Source organism: Marasmitruncus massiliensis, from assembly GCF_900186535.1.
GTDB classification, from domain to species: domain Bacteria; phylum Bacillota; class Clostridia; order Oscillospirales; family Ruminococcaceae; genus Anaerotruncus; species Anaerotruncus massiliensis_A.
Genome location: NZ_FYDE01000005.1, coordinates 312,202 through 331,017 on the forward strand (window position 1 = coordinate 312,202; position 18,816 = coordinate 331,017).

Here is an 18,816-nt window from a genome sequence, read left to right on the forward strand (position 1 = left end):
ATGACTTACGCCTGCGAGGACTGCGGCTTTTTATTCTGCCGGGTGGGAGCGGTAAAGGAATGCCCTTCCTGTGAAAGACCCCATATTCGCTCTGCCACCGGGGAAGAAATCGGGAGGCTGGAAAAACTTTTGGAACAAGGAAAAACAAGTTTAGAAATCAAGGAGGGACAGACCTTATGAACAAACGACTATTAAGTATGTTTCTTGCGCTGTGCATGATTGTGACCATGCTGCCGGTATCGGCAATGGCGGAAGAAATACATACGGCCATTGGCGGGAGGGTCGAAATTATCAGCTTTGCACCGCTGACAGAAACCAAAAAAGCAGTATCACTCGGAACATCCATTGAAGATTTGGAATTGCCCGAAACGCTGACCGCCACAGTGCGGACAGCCGTGCCTGCCGATGAAAATTCCACACAGGATTCCGGCAGCCCGGAAACGGCAACTCCCACAACGGCCGCCGAGCCTGAATGGGAAGAAACCACCGGGGATATTCCAGTGGAATGGGATTCGCCTGACTATGACATGGATACCGAGGGCGTTTATATCTTCACCCCGGTGATTGTGGGTTATACGGTCAGCGCCCCGCTACCGGAGCTTACCGTGACGGTGGGTGAACCCGTACTTGATATGCGGGGAATCGGGCTGTTGTCGATTGAAGACACCGATGTTGCCGCAATCGACGACACAGGCTATGCCACCCTGCAAGAGGCTGTGAATGCCGTTGCAGAGGGGCAGACTATTAAGCTGCTGGATGACATCAACCTCACAGCTACTGTCGAAACCCTTTCTTCTTCGACTAAGAGCTTCACCCTTGACCTCAACGGCAAGATGCTGAGGTCATCAGACAAGTTGAACCTCCTGCACCGTGGCAGCGGCACACTAACCGTTACCGATAGCAAAGGTGGCGGCAAGATAGAGCATGGCTCCATCTGGCAAGCCATTAGTAACCTGAACTACGGAACCATCATCGTATCTGATACCGAGATAATAACCACCAGCGGAGATGGACGTGGAATTGTCAACGTCGCTGGAACCCTCGTCGTTTCTCGCAGCAAGGTAAGCGGAGGTACCGGTATTGAAAACAGTTCCGGTACAGTGACTATTTCCAACAGTACAATAACGGGAACATCATCTTCCGGTAACGCTTATGGCATTTATAGCATACAAAAATGCACTATAAATATTTCCGGCAGCACAATATCGGGAGAAGGAAACGGCTCCGGTCTATACGGCATTAGAAATACAAACGGCGGCACAGTGAATGTTTCCGGAAGTCCCTCCGTCATCAAAGGCAAAAGCTATGCTATGCATGGTGTGACGCCGACGCTGAACGGCGTAATAGCCACGGCAAGCGCCGACTACGATGGGGGCAGTGCAGTCGCTTATGACGCGGGGAGCATCGCAAGCTACAAATACTTAAAATTTGAGCCTGCCCCTGTTGTCAACTATGACCTATGGGTGGGCGGCGTGCGGGTTACCAGCGATAACAAAGATGGTATCACCGGCGCAGGTATTACTGGAACCGTCATCTATGACAGTGACACAAATACCCTCACACTAAACGGCGCTACTATCAACGGGGCCTATGAAGGGACATGGATTGACAGTACTACATCCGCCTATTACGGCATTTACGCCGACACCGCTTTGAAGATTGAGATGGTGGGAGACAGCACCATCATGGGCAAAAATCTGGCCAATATCGCCAGCATCGGCATCTATACCGGTAGCACGCTGAACCTCTCCGGTAGCGGCAGCTTGTACGTCAGCGGCGGCACAGGAAAATTTAGCGTCGGCATATACAGCGGGGGAAGTATCACAATTGAAGGCGGAAGGGTTACGGCTGTCGGCGCAGCAGCAACCCAGACCTCCATCGGCATAGCCTCTAATGGCAATATAACGATTCACGATGGAGAAGTAGAAGCGTTAGCGAACACTGGTGCAAGCATATCTTGGGGAATGATGGCAACCAACGCTATCACGATTAACGATGGCGAGGTAACTGCAAGCGGAAAAACAGGCTTGCACACAAATGCAGCAGCAGGCTCCGTCACAATCTCCGACGGCATGGTAACTGCAAATGGCTCTGAGGTAGGCATAGCCGGTGCGGTAACTGTCACAGGCGGCACGGTGACAGTCAAAAGTGATGCGAAGGCGCTGAACGGCAGCTTAACGACTTCGGGTTATGAGGGATGCATCGTTACTGCGGGAGCCAATAAAAACGGAGATGGTGCGGGTGCGTATAATGCGGAGAATCTCGCAACCTACAAATATATCAAGGTTGAGCCGGGCGTTGCGAGCACAAATGTTGCCCAAATTGGCAGCACAGGCTACCCAACCCTGCAAGCAGCAGTTGATGCCGTTTCAGATGGGCAGACAATTACGCTGCTGGATGACATTAACCTCACAACTACTGTCGAAATCCCCAGCACTATGGTCAAGAGCTTCGCCCTTGACTTGAACGGCAAAACGCTTAGTGCCAATAAAAGCACCGTCATCACACATCTGGGCACCGGAACGCTGACCATTGCTGACAGCGTCAGCGGCGGCATGGTGATTGGACACGCAAATTCATCTACAATTAATAATTTCGGAATAATGCATATTTCCGGTGGCACAGTGAGTTCAACCTATATTAATACAACCACAATTTTTAGTAGTGGCTCCCTACATGTTTCCGGCGGCATAGTGCGCCAAGATGGGGGTGGTTCACAAACAATTTACAACACTGGCACTGTAACCGTTTCCGGCGGAATGATAGAACATCAAAATGGCAGTGCGATTATTAACTATGACAGTGGCAACATCATAATTGCAAGTGGTACGCCCGTTATTAAGGGCAGCCATATGGTAATGAACACCCCCCCGGATTTGAGTGGTTATGCTAATGTGCGGATTACGGCAAGCAAGACGAAAATAGATGGCACGGAAACCTCTGTAATTACAAAAGAGGATATTGATACCAACATAAAGGTTGGGGCTTATAAATACCTCAAGTTTGAGCCTGACGTCATATCGCCTGTGCTTTCGGCAGGGAGCGTAGACCGCACAAGCGACATAGCGGCTACAATCGGCTTTACCACCGACAAGGCTGGTACAGCGTATTACCTTGTTACGGACAGCGGCGCAGCCGCTCCGGTGAGCATGGCGGTAAAAGCGGGTACTTCTCTCGGTTCCGTAAACGGAACAGTGACGGGCAAAGCCGTTACTCTGACGGCGGGGGCGAAAGATATTTATGTGGTCGTGGAGGATTCGGCGGGTAATATCAGCACCCCATTAAAAATCGAGGCGGCGGCGTATGTCGCGCCTGATACCACAGCTCCCGTCGTCTCTTCGGTAACGGTGCCTACCAACGGAACTTATTTGCCCGGAACTTATTTGGACTTCACAGTAAATTTCAGTGAGAGTGTGGCTGTCACCGGCTCACCGTACATCTCGCTGACGATTGGTTTAGATTCTAGAAATGCAATTTATCAAAGCGGCAGCGGCACAACGGCGCTGGTCTTTCGTTATACGGTACAGGCGGACGACAGCGACAGCGACGGCATCACCGTCGGCACGTCGTTAAACGCCAGCGGCGGCACCATCCGGGATGCCGCAGGAAACGATGCAAATTTGGCGCTGAACAGCGTGGGCAGCACGGGCGGCGTACTGGTGAATCCCCCGGCTCCTTCTATCAGCGGCCAGCCATCCCCTCAAATGGTGGATGAGGGTCAGACGGCTACTTTCTCGGTTACGGCAACCGGAGAGGGTTTAACCTACAAGTGGCAGGTTGACACCGGCAGCGGCTTTTCCTACATTCCAAACGGTGGAGTATACAGCGGAGCCACAACGGCGACGCTGACCATCACAGGAATAACCGCAGGGATGAACGGCTATCAATACCGCGCCGTCGTTGCAGGCACCTACCTGCCTGCCGTTACCTCAAACTCGGTCCTGCTAACGGTAAACGCCGCCCCTACCTACACCATCACCGCCGCCCCGACCAGCAAAGATTTTGGTTCACTGGCAGTGGGCTACAGTGCCCCGGCAACGCAGACCGTGACCATCACAAACACCGGAAACTCCAGCGTGACGCTGACCCAGCCGACCAGCACCAACTACTCCATCGGCGCACTCAGCACCACCACACTGGCGGCAAACGGCACGGCTACCTTTACCGTTGCACCGAAAGCCAGTCTTGCAGTGGGTAATTATAATGAAACGCTGACCGTAAGCACCAACCACAGCACCAATGCTACGGTAGAACTGAGTTTCTCTGTAACGGCGGTTCCCACTTACACCATTACAGCCGACCCGGTAACCAAGGATTTCGGATCGCTGACAATCGGCTATATTGCCCCGGCAGCGCAGACCGTCACCATCACAAACACCGGAAACTCCAGCGTGACCCTGACCCAGCCGACCAGCACCAACTATACCATCGGGACACTCAGTACCACCACACTGGCGGCAAACGGGACGGCCACCTTTACCATTACGCCGAAAACCGGTCTTGCAGTGGGGAATTATAATGAAACCCTGACCGTAAGCACCAACCACAGCACCAATGCTACGGTAAGTTTAAGTTTTTCTGTGACGGCGGCTCCTACCTACACCATCACCGCCGACCCGGTAACCAAGGATTTTGGATCGCTGACAATCGGCTACATTGCCCCAGCAGCGCAGACTGTCACCATCACAAACACCGGAAACTCCAGCGTGACGCTGATCCAGCCGACCAGCACCAACTATACCATCGGGACACTCAGTACCACCACACTGGCGGCAAACGGCACAGCTACCTTTACCGTTGCACCGAAAGCTGGTCTTGCAGTGGGGAATTATAATGAAACGCTGACCGTAAGCACCAACCAAAGCACCAATGCTACGGTAAGTTTAAGTTTCTCTGTGACGGCGGCTCCGAACTACACCGTCACCTTCAACCCGAACGACGGCACGGTCAGTGAAACTTCACGCTTGGTTGCACCCGGTGCTGCGGTAGGAACGCTCCCGACACCGACACGCTCTGGCAGTTACAGCTTTGACGGCTGGTATACGGCGGCAAGCGGCGGAATTCAAATCTCCGCAGGCACAACCGTCAGTGCAAATGTGACCTACTATGCTCATTGGACTTACACCGGTGGCGGTGGAGGTGGCGGCGGCAGCTCCTCAAACGACAACAGCAGCCCTGTCATCGTCACCCCACCCGCACCGGATAAGCCGAATTCACCCACTCAGGGGGAAATCAAGGTTCCCGGCACAGTGGACGGCAAGGGCAATGTCACAGTGAGCCTCACTGACAAAACTGTGACTGACGCTTTTGATAAAGCATTGGCTGAGGCCAAGAAAAACGGCACGGAGCAAAATGGCATCACGGTGGTTCTCCGTGTGGACACCGGTAGCAAGACCGGTTCTCATGTTACGGTCAATCTGCCAAAGGCCGTGCAGGATGCCATCATTGCAAAGAAAATCGTCAACACCATTGTGGTGGTAGATAACCCCGACATCAGAGTCGGTATGGATTTGGCGACCGTACAGGAAATCAATAAGCAGGCAAAATCTGATGTAAATATCACCGCCACCCGCACGGACAGCGGTAAGCTGACGACCGAGGCGAAAAAGGCGATTGGTAGCCGTCCGGTATTTGACCTCAAGGTGAACTACGGCAACGGCAAGGCGGTCAGCAGTTTCGGCTCAGGCAGCGTATCGGTAACCATCCCATATACCCTCGGTGCAAATGAAAAGGCGGGGAATGTGCAGGCTGTGTATGTGGACAGCAAGGGTAAGGTGCATTGGCTGATAAACTCGGTCTATGACAGTGCGGAAAAGGTACTGCGCTTCAGCACAGATCATTTTTCCACCTACGGCATCGGCTATAAACAGGCCAACACCGCATTTACTGACATTGCAGGCCATTGGGCAAAGGAAGATATTGAGTTTGTGGCAAGCCGTGGGCTGTTCAGCGGAACTTCTGAAACCAAGTTCAGCCCGAACACCGCTATGACAAGAGGAATGTTCGTCACGGCACTGGGGAGGCTTGCAAACGCCGATGTGAGCGGCTACGCAAAGAGCACCTTCAGCGATGTGAAAGACGACGCCTACTATATGGGTTACATTGAGTGGGCAAGTAAAAACAACATTGTAAACGGGGTTGGCAATGGAAAGTTTGCCCCGGATCAGTCCATCACCCGTGAGCAAATGGCGGTCATTATGAGCAATTATGCCAAGACCATCGGTTGTACTCTGCCGAAGGTCCATGTGGAAAATATCTTTGCCGACAACGGCAAAATCAGTACCTACGCCAAGGAAGCCGTGAAGCAGATGCAAATGGCAGGCGTGATCAGCGGCAAAAACGGCAATCTCTATGATCCGCAGGGTACAGCCACAAGAGCCGAGGTGTCCGCTGTTCTGCGCCGCTTTGTGAAGCTGGCGATCTCCAGCGACACAGCGCAGGGCTGGTCCATGAACGATTCCGGCAAATGGATGTACTTCAAGGACGGCAAGCCCCTCACCGGCAAGCAGGACATCGACGGGGCGACCTATACCTTTGACCAGTACGGTGTGACAGCGGATGTGCCGAAGAATTTGCGGTACACCACCTACACCGTGCAAAAGGGCGATAGCTTCTGGAGCATATCCCGCAAGCTGGGCTGCCCCATGAGCGAGCTGGAACGACTGAACAACAAGAGCCGGTTTTCTCTTATTCTCCCCGGCGAGGTGCTGAGAGTACCGGAGAAGTAAAATAACAAATAAATAAAGCTATGGGCAAACCCGGTTAAAGCCGGGGTCGAAAGCCGAGGGTCTAAGGTGTCTTAGGACGCTATGATAGTCTGGCTGCAAAGAAGCTGCAAGGGCCTGCTCTCTATTCTAAGGGCGGGCCCTTGCCATATTTTACGGCCATTTGCGTTATTAGGAAAATGAAAAAAACAAGCTGATTTTAAGAAAACAGCCACAACAGCAAAAAGGCAGCCTTTCCGCCGAAGGGAATGACTGCCTTTTTCGATAAAACCAGATACGGTTTACTGCGCATCCACAGCTACCTTGGTAAGGGCTCCCTTTGCTCTACCCCTATTGGCAGGGATACTTCCGCATGGAAGCCCTTTTTATCCGCATACAAATTGATTACCCCGCCGTACCGTTCCACCGTTTCCAGCACTGATGGGATACCTAAACCAAAGCCGGAGCGTTTGGAGGATACATATTTTCCTCCTCGGATGTTCAACTTCCCATCAAAGCTGTTGTCCACCACAAACTCCAGCTGTCCGTCCTGCAACCGCCCTGCGATAAAAATTGTTTTTTCATTATTCTTCTGACGCTGGCAGGCTTCTGTCGCGTTCTCCAGCAGGTTTCCGAGAAGTCCGCATAAATCGACCATGGGAAAGTCCAGCTTTGCAGGTAGCATCAGTCTGGAGCGGAACCGGATGTCTCTGGACTGCGCCAGACCGCTGTAATATTGCACCAACGCATCCAGTTCAATGTTCTCGGTGAGGCGCCCGATACGGGTACCCTCATTGATAACCGTAATTCCGCGGATATAGTTTTCGAGCTCCTCCCGGTGTCCATCCCCGGAAAGTGCCATCAGGGTGCGAAGATGATGCCGGAAGTCATGGCGCAGCTTGGCGCTTTCCTCAACCTTTTGGTTGATTTGGCGCAGATGCTCCACCTGCATGGCAAGTTGGCGCTTCATCTGGCGCTGCTCCTCGGCATAAATCAGGCTGTGCTGGTAGCCCATGGCAACGTCCTTCCATAAGACCATGCCCACGGAGAGAACCAGTCCAAGACCTCCCCATTCCTGAAACCATCCGCCCAACACAGGTTCGTAGTTGGGTAGCAGACGATCCCATGCAAAAGCGCAGGCATACAGAATATCTGTATAAAGCAGAAGCGCCGCATTCTCCATATTGCGCCGTACTGCCATAATGGCTGTTCCCAAAAGATAGAGAGCTGTTAAAAGCTTGAAAGCGAAAATTACATGGGAAAAGACAAGCATCACAGGCAACGTGAGTTGTGAGGCAAATGCGCCGTACAGCAAGGCCAGCGTGCTGATTGAACCGGCCGCAATTCCGCTGACAAACCGAAGCCGCCTTTCGGTGTCACAAATACGATTGTGAAGCAGGAGGACAAGCAACGTCATCAGATACCCGCTTACCAGTTCCACCGTATACCATGGCTGTACAGGCAACGCAAGAATCCCATGTACAATGGAGTAAGAAAGAAATACGGAGGCGGTCAGACATAAAAGGGCAAAAAGCCAGATATTGTTCCTGCGGCGGGTACGCAGAGCGAGATAAAGGCTGAAAACAGCCATCATCAGGGTGGCCGTCACCACAATCAGGCAGATTCCAATCCGCAGCCCCCGTGTGGTGTTTACGTGCAAGGGCTCTCCGAAAGCGGGCGGATAGACAAGACCGCTGTATACCCAGGAGTGGTCGCTGACCGCCAGCAGAAGAGTTGCCTTGCCGGAGGCCTCAAAGGTGATGATGCGGCATTGGGTCTGATCCCGGTAGCTTTGCGAATCCGGCTCGCCCATCTGCAGCTTTAGCTTGTCATTGACATAAAACCGGTATGCGGAATAGATTTCCGGTAGTTCAATGGCGTATGTGTGCTCCGTTTCCGGCAGGTAAAGGGTTATGGCATAGCTGGCGCTGCCGTGGGGGGAGTGGCGGAAGTCACCTGCGGCAAGATTGGATTCTTCTCCGATGGACAGGTACTGATAATTGTCTCCCTGCCGCTTCAGGGTTTCCGGTGTCAGCAAGCGGTCCGGATAGTAACGCCAGCCGTCCCGCAGGTAGCGAATCGGCATGTCCGTCCAGTCTGTTTCCGAAAGATAGAGCGTGCCGTTGATGGCTTGCGAGGCGTCTTTTGTGTACTTATTATCGAAATGATACAGGATGAGGAAAAAAGCGGAGGAAAGGACGACCATCAAAAGCATCGCCAGAGAGCGCCGCAGAATGAAAGCTTTTTTATCCATGGCGCCTCCTCTTGAAAAACACAACTCCCCCGGCGGCCAGAAGCAGACCGCCTGTTACAGGAAGCAGTGGGGGCAGACCCTCCTCTTTTTCGGATGCCTCTGCCGTATCCAAAATGGTATAGGTTCCGGTTTGATTGACCGTAAACTGAAGAATGCTATCCTCATAAATCGTATCCACAAGCTGTTCACCCGACCCATTACGAACAGATATTTCAGCATTCTCTGAAACAGGCGTATAGCGGAGGCGTATGATGGTGCCGGGAAGCTCCGTAACTACGGTTCCGGCGGCCTCCACAGAAAAAAGAATCTTCCTGTCTTCCGGCTGAGTCAGTATGACCGTCAGAGTATCCGTATCCGACAGGTTCAGCGCTAAAAGCAGCTTGCTTGGAATGCTGACGGTTACATCGCCGGAGCCAAACACCACGTTTTCTTCCTCTGTGCAGAGATCCCCCAGACGCAGACCGGAAATGACGGTTTGGGTGGGAGAATAGGATTCGTAAACTGCGGCAGACTCCTGAGAACCCGAAATTTCCTCTTGGGGTGTCTTGTTTCCATCTGGCAACGGGTTCAGCACTGCCTTGACATTGCTATCGGGCTGTGATGCCACATGATTTTCCGGTTCCAGCGAAGCATCATTTACCGCTTCATGAGAATGGGAGACATCGGAATACACCGGTACCGCCGATGGGGCTACCACGGCAGGAGTTCCGGCTGCCGGTTTTTCTGTCACAGGAGCCTGCACAGATAAATTGTTATCGCTGTTATCCTTTTCGTTCTTTTGAGAGTCGTCTGGTGTCTGTGAAGCGGTTGGAGCCGGTCCGGTTTCACCGGATGCGGAATCCTGATTTTCCTGCGGCTTTTTTGATTCTCCCGGAGCGGAGCCGGAATCCTGTGCCGCATCATTGGACTCGGAGGATGAATTATCCGGAGCAGGCGTGTGATTACCTCCGCTCTGATGATTATCATCCTTGGAATTACCGGGTGTCTGCGGAGCAGTTGGGGCTGGCTGGGTACCTGACCCTGCATTGCTGCCGCCTGCGTCGCCGCCGTCCCGGTCACCGCCGGAATAATCGAGGATACTCAGTTCACCGTCATATTGAAATGTCAGAACACCCGTCTGACCGCCGGGATAGGTCACCTTTAACTCATAAGTGCTTCCGCCCTCAAAGATTCGCTGGGAGAGCTGGAGGCCGTCGGAAACAAACAGGAATCCATCACTTAAGCTTACCCATTCCTCGCCATCCTGCCGCAGCCACACAGCAAATTCATCCAGCTGTTCCTCCTGTGCAGAAGAAAGCACCCATGGAAAACGCAGGAAGCCCCGTCCGGCGACGCAGCAGTTGATGTCCGGCTCTCCGGGCGTTTGGATCGAGACAGCGCAAAGCTGCCTGGGCAGAGAAACACCGTCTGCCAGTGTATATTCCGTTCCCAAATCGGGCGACGTCCATGCGTAATAAACGTTAGCCGAAGTCGTATCCACGGCATCCAAATTCCATTCGCCGGACGTCAAATCGTAATAATTGCCCTGTGCATCATAGCCGGAAAAGCCCATGACAGACGCGGAAAACCAGTCGGTAAGCGTCTCCTGTGAGGTTCCAATGGCAAATGCCACGGCATCTGTTCGGTCGGGTTCATCAAAGCCGGTCAGAGTGATTGCCGCAGGTGTTACGGTAGACATCGGAGCGGATATTTGTACGGAAATTGAGATAGTATCCGCCAGCCCATCTGCCAGCGCCGCTCCTTCCGGAATGACAATCGTTCCGACAGCGGTGTATCTTCCGGGCACTTCTGCATCCACAGTACTGAAATCCCATGTGACAGGCATTGAAATCTCATAGGCAGTGCCGTCTTTCTCTGCTGTACCGGAAATAGCAACAGAGTCGAGTGCGTTATGTAACTGCGTAAAACCGGTATCGCCGCGAACCATGTCCAATGTACCCATGAGGGCATCCGGTACAGTATAGGAAATGACACTGCCGGTATAATCAAAACTTCCGGGTGATAAATCATCTTCGACCGTATCCGGTATATCTGTGCTGTCATTTGTTTCGGCAGGACTGCCGACTGTATCGACCGGTTCAGATTCGGAAGGTGTGGCGGTTCCGACGGGAATGTCCGAACCGGTACCGTTGCCGGAATCGGTAAGTATATCTAAAATTTCTGTTTCGGCAGAAACCAAGGGTGCATTTGCCGCCAGTACGGAAGGTGCGAGCATTCCGCAGAGCAAGAGAACGATTAAAATCAGTGTAAGTATCCGCTTCATATCTCATCCCCCCGCAGCGAGCCTGCTGAAAGACTCAGACGCTGCTGCTGTACCTGCTTTTGCAGGCGGCGGCTGATAGGCAGCCGTTCCCCGTTTTTCAGGATAAGTGAATCGGCGGCAAGCTCCCGAACTTCCTTTAAATTGACCACAACACCCTTAAAGCAGGACATAAATTGCGGATAAACTGTGAGCTGCTCGGACAGTTCTGCAAAGCTTCCCGATACAGGGACAAGGCAGTCCTTTAAATGGACACAGGCACAGCGGTTCTGGTAATCGGCATAAAGAATACAGCTCAGGGAAATTTCCAGCGGCTGGTTTTTGGTTATAACCGAAACGGAGGGGTCGCTGACCGGTTCTGCAATTTTACAGTAATGCAAGGCCCGGGAGAGTTTTTCCAGTGTAGCAGGTTTTACGATGTAATCCGCCGCCCGGACGTCGTAGCTTTTTACGCCGAATTCCGAGCTGGTGGTAAGGAATATCAGATTGACCTTCTCATCAAGCTGCCGCAGCTTCAGTGCGCAGTCCACGCCGTTTTCGTTATTCAAAAAAATATCCATAAACACAACATCATAGCTGCCCGGTATGTAATCAGCAAGCAGTTGACTGCCGCTGTGAAACTCTGTGATATGTATGGTCTGCCGCTCTGTTTCTTCATATTGCTTTAAAAGGCTGCGGAGTATTTCACACTCATCCGCCATATCATCTACAATTGCCGCATTCATTTGAAATCCCTCCTCTGCATACAATTTTCCATTTAACATTATACCATAAATCCCGGAAAAATGTTGACCGCTTGTGCAGATTTTCGACCGCTTGATCATAACCCGTTGAAAACCTCTTGACAAAATGCTACCCTAATAAAAACTACCAGACTTCCGAAAAAGGGGGTCTGGTAGTTGTTTTTTTTAGATTTTCTATAAGGAAAGGAGGACTTCAAATGAATCTTGCACTGTGCGGTATCAAAGAGGAAACTGCCCATGAACTGGAACAGCATGACGAATACTGTATCTTGCGTTTTTATGATGAGCCGGAGCGGCGCGGGGATGTGAAGCTGGCTTATTTTCTGCGGGATGGTCCACCCGTTGACCTCGCCGTGGTAGGTTATCCCGGAGCCGAAGGGCTTGCTGCCTGCGATTATCTGCGGACGCAGAGCCGTGCGTTGCCTATCTTGTGGCTGTGCGACAGGAGAGAATTCGAGCCGGAAGCAAAACGGCTTGGTGTAGCCTTTTACAGCACCGGTCCACCCGGTATTGAGCGCCTTGTAGCAGGAATGCTTCGTGCCCGCCCTCCGACCGAGGTCGGATCGACTGCCCTATTAAGGCAAATCAGAACAAAAATAACAATTCAATGCTACTTCAAAAACAAGGGCATTGAGCAATGGAGGGAATTATGGAAATAAAACAAATGGCAGAGCGCCTGAACAGCGTCCCTGTCAGAAAAAAAGCAAAGAGATTATTGGCGGTAACGCTGGCGGTCCTGATAGTAAACCCGGTTACAGGCTACGGTGTTTCCGCCCATGCACAGGAGGCGGAAACCATCACAGCCTTTGCGGAGCTGTCAGGAGAGGTCGCCAGCCAGCAGCTTGCGGTAGGTGCGGAGGAATCCGACATTCATCTGCCGGATACACTGGAGGTAACAATCGGTGTTTCTTCCGCCGATACGGCGGATGACAATGCGGAAGAATCCCAACCCGACGAAAGCGTTGTGGAGGAACCGCAGACGGATGAACCCTCTGACGGGGATTCCACTGTTTCGGGAAATGACACGGCAGAACAGCAGGATGAAGCAAATGATGCAGAGGACGCCACGGCTACGGACAGTAACGCCACGCCAGTCGTGGACAGCGGCGCGGCGCCCACTGTAGAAACTACGACCAATTCCGTAATTCATACGGACACGGAAGATACGGAATCAGGTTCAGCGGAAACGACACAAGCCGTCACGCTGAAGAATATCGAATGGAAGATTGATGCGGACACCAGCAGCTCCGACACCTTTGATTCCAGTGAAAACGGCGATTATTATACCTATGTGCCGGTTCTGCCGGCAGGCTATGTCCTCGCGGACGGCGCTAGTCTGCCGGAGATCAGCGTACTGATTGGCAGCGCTAGGATGCGAACAGCACTTGGGGCCACGGAAATTCCCATTGGCGATACCGTTACCATTGACGGTATCGACTATACCTATCAGGGTGACATCAGCGAGGCAGGACTTAACCTGAGCACCGCCCCCACAGAAGCCACCTATTACAAGGCCGGGGACGGCTATGCGCTGTTCACGCCTGCAAACGGCAGCACGCCCGCAACACTGGTTCTGCATGGTGCGACAATCAGCAGCGCTGCCACCAATACGCTGTACTTGGGCGCAGACACTGTCATCAAGCTGGAGGGTGACAGCACCTTAACCAATAGCACCGTTGGAAGTGGAATAGGCATTTTTGCAGGTGCAGCCGATACGGCTATGTCCATCACCATTGAGGGTAGTAGCCAAGCTTCCTTAACGGTGAATGCACACCAATGCACAAATGTTGGCGCTTTGACCCTCTCCGGCGGCAGCGTTACCATGAATGGTACAGCCTACGGCATGCTTACCACGGGAGATGTCATGTTAAAAGACGGTGCCAAGGTGTCCCTTTCCGGGGGCGAATTTGGAGGAGCGCTGCAAGTCGGTATGCCGCCAATGGGTAGCGGTATGTCCGGTCCTTCTCCCTCCGTTACAATGCAAGGGGACAGTACCCTCACCACGAACGGAGACACAATGATTGTCGGTGGTTTAAAGGTAGAGAGCGGAAGCACCATTACAATACCGGCAGGCAAACGCTTTAGCGTCTTGGGACTAAATGGCAGTGCCATCACAAACAGTGGCACGATTGACAATAACGGCACCGTTTTCTTGCCCTTCACGCTTACCGTAGAACAGCTGACCGCACTGGGCATCGGCGGTGAGGTGATACTGATTGACCCGAATACTCCTGGAAATGAATACATCTATGTAGGTGAAAAGCGCTATCTGCGTGTGGAACTTAAGAGCAGTGGAGGATTTCCGCCAGCCCCAGTAAAATTAGACCTCTCCGCAGCTCTGCCTGCCGAGGCTACCTATTATGAGGGAAATCCCGACACCCCACGCACAAGCTATATTCTCTTTACACCGTCAACAGAGGGTAAACCCCCTGTTCTGACACTTCACGATATGGATAATATCGGTTATCTCATGGGCGGCATTGCATTGCCCGATGCTGCCATTACCATTCATTTAGAGGGAGTAAATATAATAGACTCTATAACTGGTGAAGGCAACATTGCCATTACAGGTGACGGCAAATTGGAGAGCGTAATTAGCCGTATAGGTCATAATGCCACCTTAGCAATCGCTCAGACAGCCACGGCAAATGTGTTGCACAAATTGGGTGCAACGAGTGAAGCTGTTAAATACACGATTTATGGCAGCTATTCACATACCATTGGAGTAGGCAAAAATGGAAAGCTGATTCTGGCTGACGGGGCGGTTTTGACACTGGAAGCTGCCTTTAGGCAAACGCTATCTTTCGATGAAGGTACCACGCTTGACAATCATTTGGAAATCGGCAAAGGTGCTAGGATTGTGAACAATTCTGCTGTTATTCTTCCAAAAGGCACCACGCCAGAACAAATAAAGGCACTTCCTCTTTCGGGAACTGGCTTGGTAACAGTGCCAACCGCATATGGCGATGAGGGAGAGCCTACGGCAGCCGATATCTACCGTAACGACGGAACAAGAATCAATCCAATTAATGGACTGGATGTAACCATAGGTGACCACACCAGCAAAACGGTGGGAAAGGACGGTTATGCGTGGGATGCTTCCACTAACACCTTGACATTGGGCAATGCCGCATTGGGCGGTGAAATTAAACTCCCTGCAACGGTAACTATTAATACTATCGAACCTTCTACCATTGTGGGTGGTTTGGATGCACCATTCGGTGAAGTACTCAACCTGACGCTTAGCGGAATAGCCCCACTGAATATCATGGGCGGAATAAGTGGTAGCGCAGACGGTGACACCTTAACAGTGCAGGGCGGCGCAAAGGTTACCGCAGGGCGCATTTCCATAGGTGGTTCAGGTGGATCCAACGGCACGCTTAGTATCGAAGGTGCAGGCACAAGTCTGACTGTTTCGGAGCAATACTCCTCAGCGGTATATTGCCAAACGGTTAATGTGACGGACGGTGCTACACTTACCGCAAGCAGTGAGCATGGTGTAGGCGTTATGGCAATGAGCGGTAATGTTACCGTGACAGGTGGCTCTACGTTAACCACCAACTGCAGCTACGGTGTTTATATCATAGATGGTAAGCTGACAGTAGATACAAACAGCAAGCTGATTACCAACGCCACAATTGCGCCCTTCTGCATTGTGGACAGAACCTCGGATAAACCGCAGAACGATGTGCTTACACTGGCGGGAGTTCCCTCCGATACGGAAATTGCTTCTGTAACAGGCAGTTCGGCAAAATACTGGAGCCTTGTAACCATGGGCAACGACCTGACGGTATCCAATGAAAACAGCGAGCCGGTCACCTTGACAGGTGCGGTACAGGGTCAGAAGCTGGACTTTTCCAAGCCCTCACCCATCAACCATTCTGTCACTGTGCAACATGATGGAAATGGCACGGCAAGCGCAACCCCTGCCTATGCAAAGCAGGGAGCGGAAATCACGCTGACCGCCACTCCGAAGGAAGGCTACAAGTTCAAGGAATGGCAGGTAATCAGCGGCGGTGTGACGATTACGAACAACAAATTCACCATGCCGGATGGAGAAGTGACGGTGAAGGCAATTTTTGAATCCACCTCCGGCAACAATGACAATGGCGGCGGTAACAATAATAATGGCGGCAACAACGATAATGGTGGTGGCAACAACAACGGCAGCGGCGGCTCGTCCTCTGGCGACAGTTCTTCCGCTGTGACAATATCAGAAAAGAAGCCCGATCAGCCTGTTATCGGCAGCGTCAATGCCAGCGGCAAGGTTTCAGATAATCATGCGGTTATCATCATTACCGACAGCATGGTGAAAACAGCTATTGAAAAGGCACAGTCTGACGCAAAAGCGCAAGGAAAAACGGTGAACGGCATCGGTGCGGAGATTTCCCTTTCTGCTCTCGGTGCAAAAAGCTTCACAATCATAACAGAACGCGCCGCGTTGGATAGATTAGTCAGCACAAATGTAAAACTGTTTCAGATTGTCGGTCTGCCGGTTAATATCTGCTTTGATCAGGCTTCCCTGAAACAACAGCAGACACAAGGCAGCGGTGATATTACAATGACGCTAAAACCTGTCACGGTCAAAAATATCCGCAACGCTTATGACATTGCGCTAAGCACAGTAAAAGACGGGAAAACCGTGAACATTACTTCTATGGGTAAGGGAACCGCGACCGTATCTATCCCCTACACACCGGGCAAGGGCGAAGCAATCGGCGGTCTGTACGCGGTTTCTGTGGACGCAAAGGGCAACGCCACCCGTATCGCAGGCTCCGCCTATGATACGAACAGCAAGAGCATGATTTTTGCTGCCAATCACTTCTCGGTGTATGGCATCAGCTATACGGCACCAAGTGCAAAGTTCACGGATATTTCAAACCATTGGGCAAAGGAAGCCATTGACTATGTGGTTGGCAGAGGGCTTCTCTCCGGCACATCGGAAACCACCTTTGCGCCGAACAGCGCCATGACCCGCGGAATGCTGGTAACAGCCCTCGGCAGACTGGCCGGTGTGGATACCAAGGCGTACGCTACAGGCAGCTTCACGGATGTAAAGGCAGACAGCGCCTTCCGTCCCTACATTGAATGGGCGTACAAAAAAGGCATTGTGCAGGGTACCGGTAACGGCAAGTTTGAACCTGACCGTGCTGTCACCCGTGAGGAAATCGCGGTAATCTTTGCGAATTATGCAAAAGCCACCGGCTACACACTACCTGTGACGCGCACCGCCACAACTTATGCGGATGCCTCCGGCATCGGTAGCGCCTACAAAACAGCGGTTACAGCTATGCAGCAGGCAGGCATCATGATGGGCGGCACCAACAACAGGTTCAATCCGAAAGCCAGCGCCACCCGCGCGGAGGTTTCCTCCATGCTGAGCCGCTATATTAAGCTGACCATTGATCCTGATACGGCACAGGGCTGGGCGAAAAACGATGCCGGACAGTATCTGTACTACAAGGACGGCAAGGCTCTCGCCGGCACACAGACCATCGACGGCGTGAAGTATTTCTTCAACACCGACGGTTCACTGAAAACCGGCTGGGTAAAGGACGGCGGCAACTGGCGCTTTTACTCTGGCAAAACCATGCTGGTAGGCTGGTGGGATCTTGGTGCGAATGGCAGCAATAAGACCTATTACTTCACCAAGGACGGTCTGATGGTATCCGGCAAGTGGCTTGAGATCGATGGTAAATGGTATTATTTTTACACCGACGGCTCCCTTGCCAGAAGCACCAAAATCGACGAGTACGAGGTGGATGAGAACGGAGTGAGAAAAATAAAGTAAAACAGCCTATTTCACGGATAATCAATAACCTTGCAGGAGTCTACCCTCTTTATGGGGCAGGCTCCTGCAACTGTTTATTGCCATGAAATCAGGTGAAGTTTTGACCGCTTGTGCAGATTTTCGACCGCTTGATCATAACCCATTGAAAACCTCTTGACAAAATGCTACCCTAATAAAAACTACCAGACTTCTGAAAAAGGAGATCTGGTAGTTTTTCGTTTTTGATAAGGAAAGGAGGAGGTCGTATGAATGTTGCGTTGTGCGCAGATTTTTTGGAAGAAGATGTTTGGGGAAGCCGTCTGTGTGCGGCCGCTTTTCCGCAAAAGCTTGACATTACGGAATGCAACAGCGCTCAGGCGCTTTTACGGATACTGGAGCTAAAGCCGTTCTCTTTTTTGACGGTAGCCTTAAATGGCGTGGCCGGATTGGAAGCGGTTCGGCAGCTCCGGTCGAAAGCGCCGGACATCCCTATTTTGTGGATTTCCGACGAGGACTACAGTCTGTTTGGGTATCAGTACCGTGTGACCAGTTTTCTGTGCAGACCTGTACCGGACACAGAGCTTCGGGACGCGGTTTCAAGCTGTATGCGACTTGTGGAGAAAGGAGCGGGAAACTTATGAAACGCACGATTGCGCTTTGTGGCACAGATGAAAGTACCGCCCATGAGCTGGCGTGTTGCGGCAGATACCTTGTTTTGAACTTTATTGAAGAACCGGAACGGCGCGGGGATGTGAAACTGGCCTATTTCCTACGGGACGGCCCACTGGTGTCGCTGGCCGTCGTGGGCTATCCAGGCGCCGAGGGGCTTTCCGCTTGTGATTATTTGCGGTCGCAGAGCGGTACGCTGCCCATCCTGTGGTTATGCGACAGAATGGAATTTGAACCGGAAGCAAAGCGGCTGGATGTCTGCTTTTGTGGCACCGGGCCGCCCGGAGCAGAGCGGCTTGCCGTATATTTCATTTTCACCGGTATCAATGGATTGGCCGTTACCAGTGCGGATAGACAAAATAGGAAAACAATAAGAAGAACCATGCCTTGAAAAGGCACGGAGCAATGGAGGTTAT

The 18,816-nt window shown here is 52.0% G+C and carries 9 protein-coding genes and 1 riboswitch; of the genes, 6 read left to right on the forward strand and 3 right to left on the reverse strand.

Translation table 11 applies throughout. The features are described from left to right. Nucleotides 1–180, forward strand: coding sequence for a hypothetical protein (locus C1A10_RS09540; RefSeq protein WP_101911618.1), 180 nt, complete (start codon nt 1–3; stop codon nt 178–180). Continuing rightward, entirely contained in the window at nt 177–6,728 is a 6,552-nt protein-coding gene (locus tag C1A10_RS09545) for an S-layer homology domain-containing protein (RefSeq protein ID WP_101910052.1), read from the forward strand. The genes C1A10_RS09540 and C1A10_RS09545 overlap by 4 nt, the downstream gene beginning before the upstream one ends. 13 nt (nt 6,729–6,741) lie before the next feature. Next, nucleotides 6,742–6,829, forward strand: a riboswitch (cyclic di-GMP riboswitch). Nucleotides 6,830–7,023: 194 nt separating this feature from the next. Here the strand turns inward: C1A10_RS09545 and C1A10_RS09550 are convergent. From C1A10_RS09550 to C1A10_RS09560, 3 genes are read right to left on the reverse strand one after another with little or no spacing between them, the layout of a single operon-like run. Continuing rightward, nucleotides 7,024–8,958, reverse strand: a complete 1,935-nt coding sequence (locus C1A10_RS09550; RefSeq protein ID WP_101910053.1) for a sensor histidine kinase — start codon at nt 8,956–8,958, stop codon at nt 7,024–7,026. Continuing rightward, the gene (locus C1A10_RS09555; protein ID WP_101910054.1) at nt 8,951–11,221 is read right to left on the reverse strand and encodes a peptidase; all 2,271 of its coding nucleotides are present in this window, start codon (nt 11,219–11,221) and stop codon (nt 8,951–8,953) included. Before C1A10_RS09555 ends, C1A10_RS09550 begins: the two co-directional genes overlap by 8 nt. Continuing rightward, entirely contained in the window at nt 11,218–11,943 is a 726-nt protein-coding gene (locus C1A10_RS09560; RefSeq protein WP_101911619.1) for a LytR/AlgR family response regulator transcription factor, read from the reverse strand. Before C1A10_RS09560 ends, C1A10_RS09555 begins: the two co-directional genes overlap by 4 nt. Nucleotides 11,944–12,158: 215 nt before the next feature. Here C1A10_RS09560 and C1A10_RS18750 point away from each other — a divergent pair, with 215 nt between their 5' ends. The 4 genes from C1A10_RS18750 (at nt 12,159) to C1A10_RS09580 (ending at nt 18,791) form a co-directional block, all read left to right on the forward strand. Then, complete coding sequence (locus tag C1A10_RS18750; RefSeq protein ID WP_242968903.1) at nt 12,159–12,620, forward strand: response regulator; 462 nt, start codon at nt 12,159–12,161, stop codon at nt 12,618–12,620. Further along, entirely contained in the window at nt 12,611–17,752 is a 5,142-nt protein-coding gene (locus C1A10_RS09570; protein WP_180951076.1) for an S-layer homology domain-containing protein, read from the forward strand. Before C1A10_RS18750 ends, C1A10_RS09570 begins: the two co-directional genes overlap by 10 nt. Before the next feature lie 245 nt (nt 17,753–17,997). Then, a complete protein-coding gene (locus C1A10_RS09575; protein WP_101910056.1) occupies nt 17,998–18,372 on the forward strand; it encodes a response regulator in 375 nt (124 codons plus the stop codon). Continuing rightward, nucleotides 18,369–18,791, forward strand: a complete 423-nt coding sequence (locus C1A10_RS09580; RefSeq protein ID WP_180951077.1) for a response regulator — start codon at nt 18,369–18,371, stop codon at nt 18,789–18,791. Before C1A10_RS09575 ends, C1A10_RS09580 begins: the two co-directional genes overlap by 4 nt. The last annotated feature ends 25 nt before the right edge of the window (nt 18,792–18,816 follow it).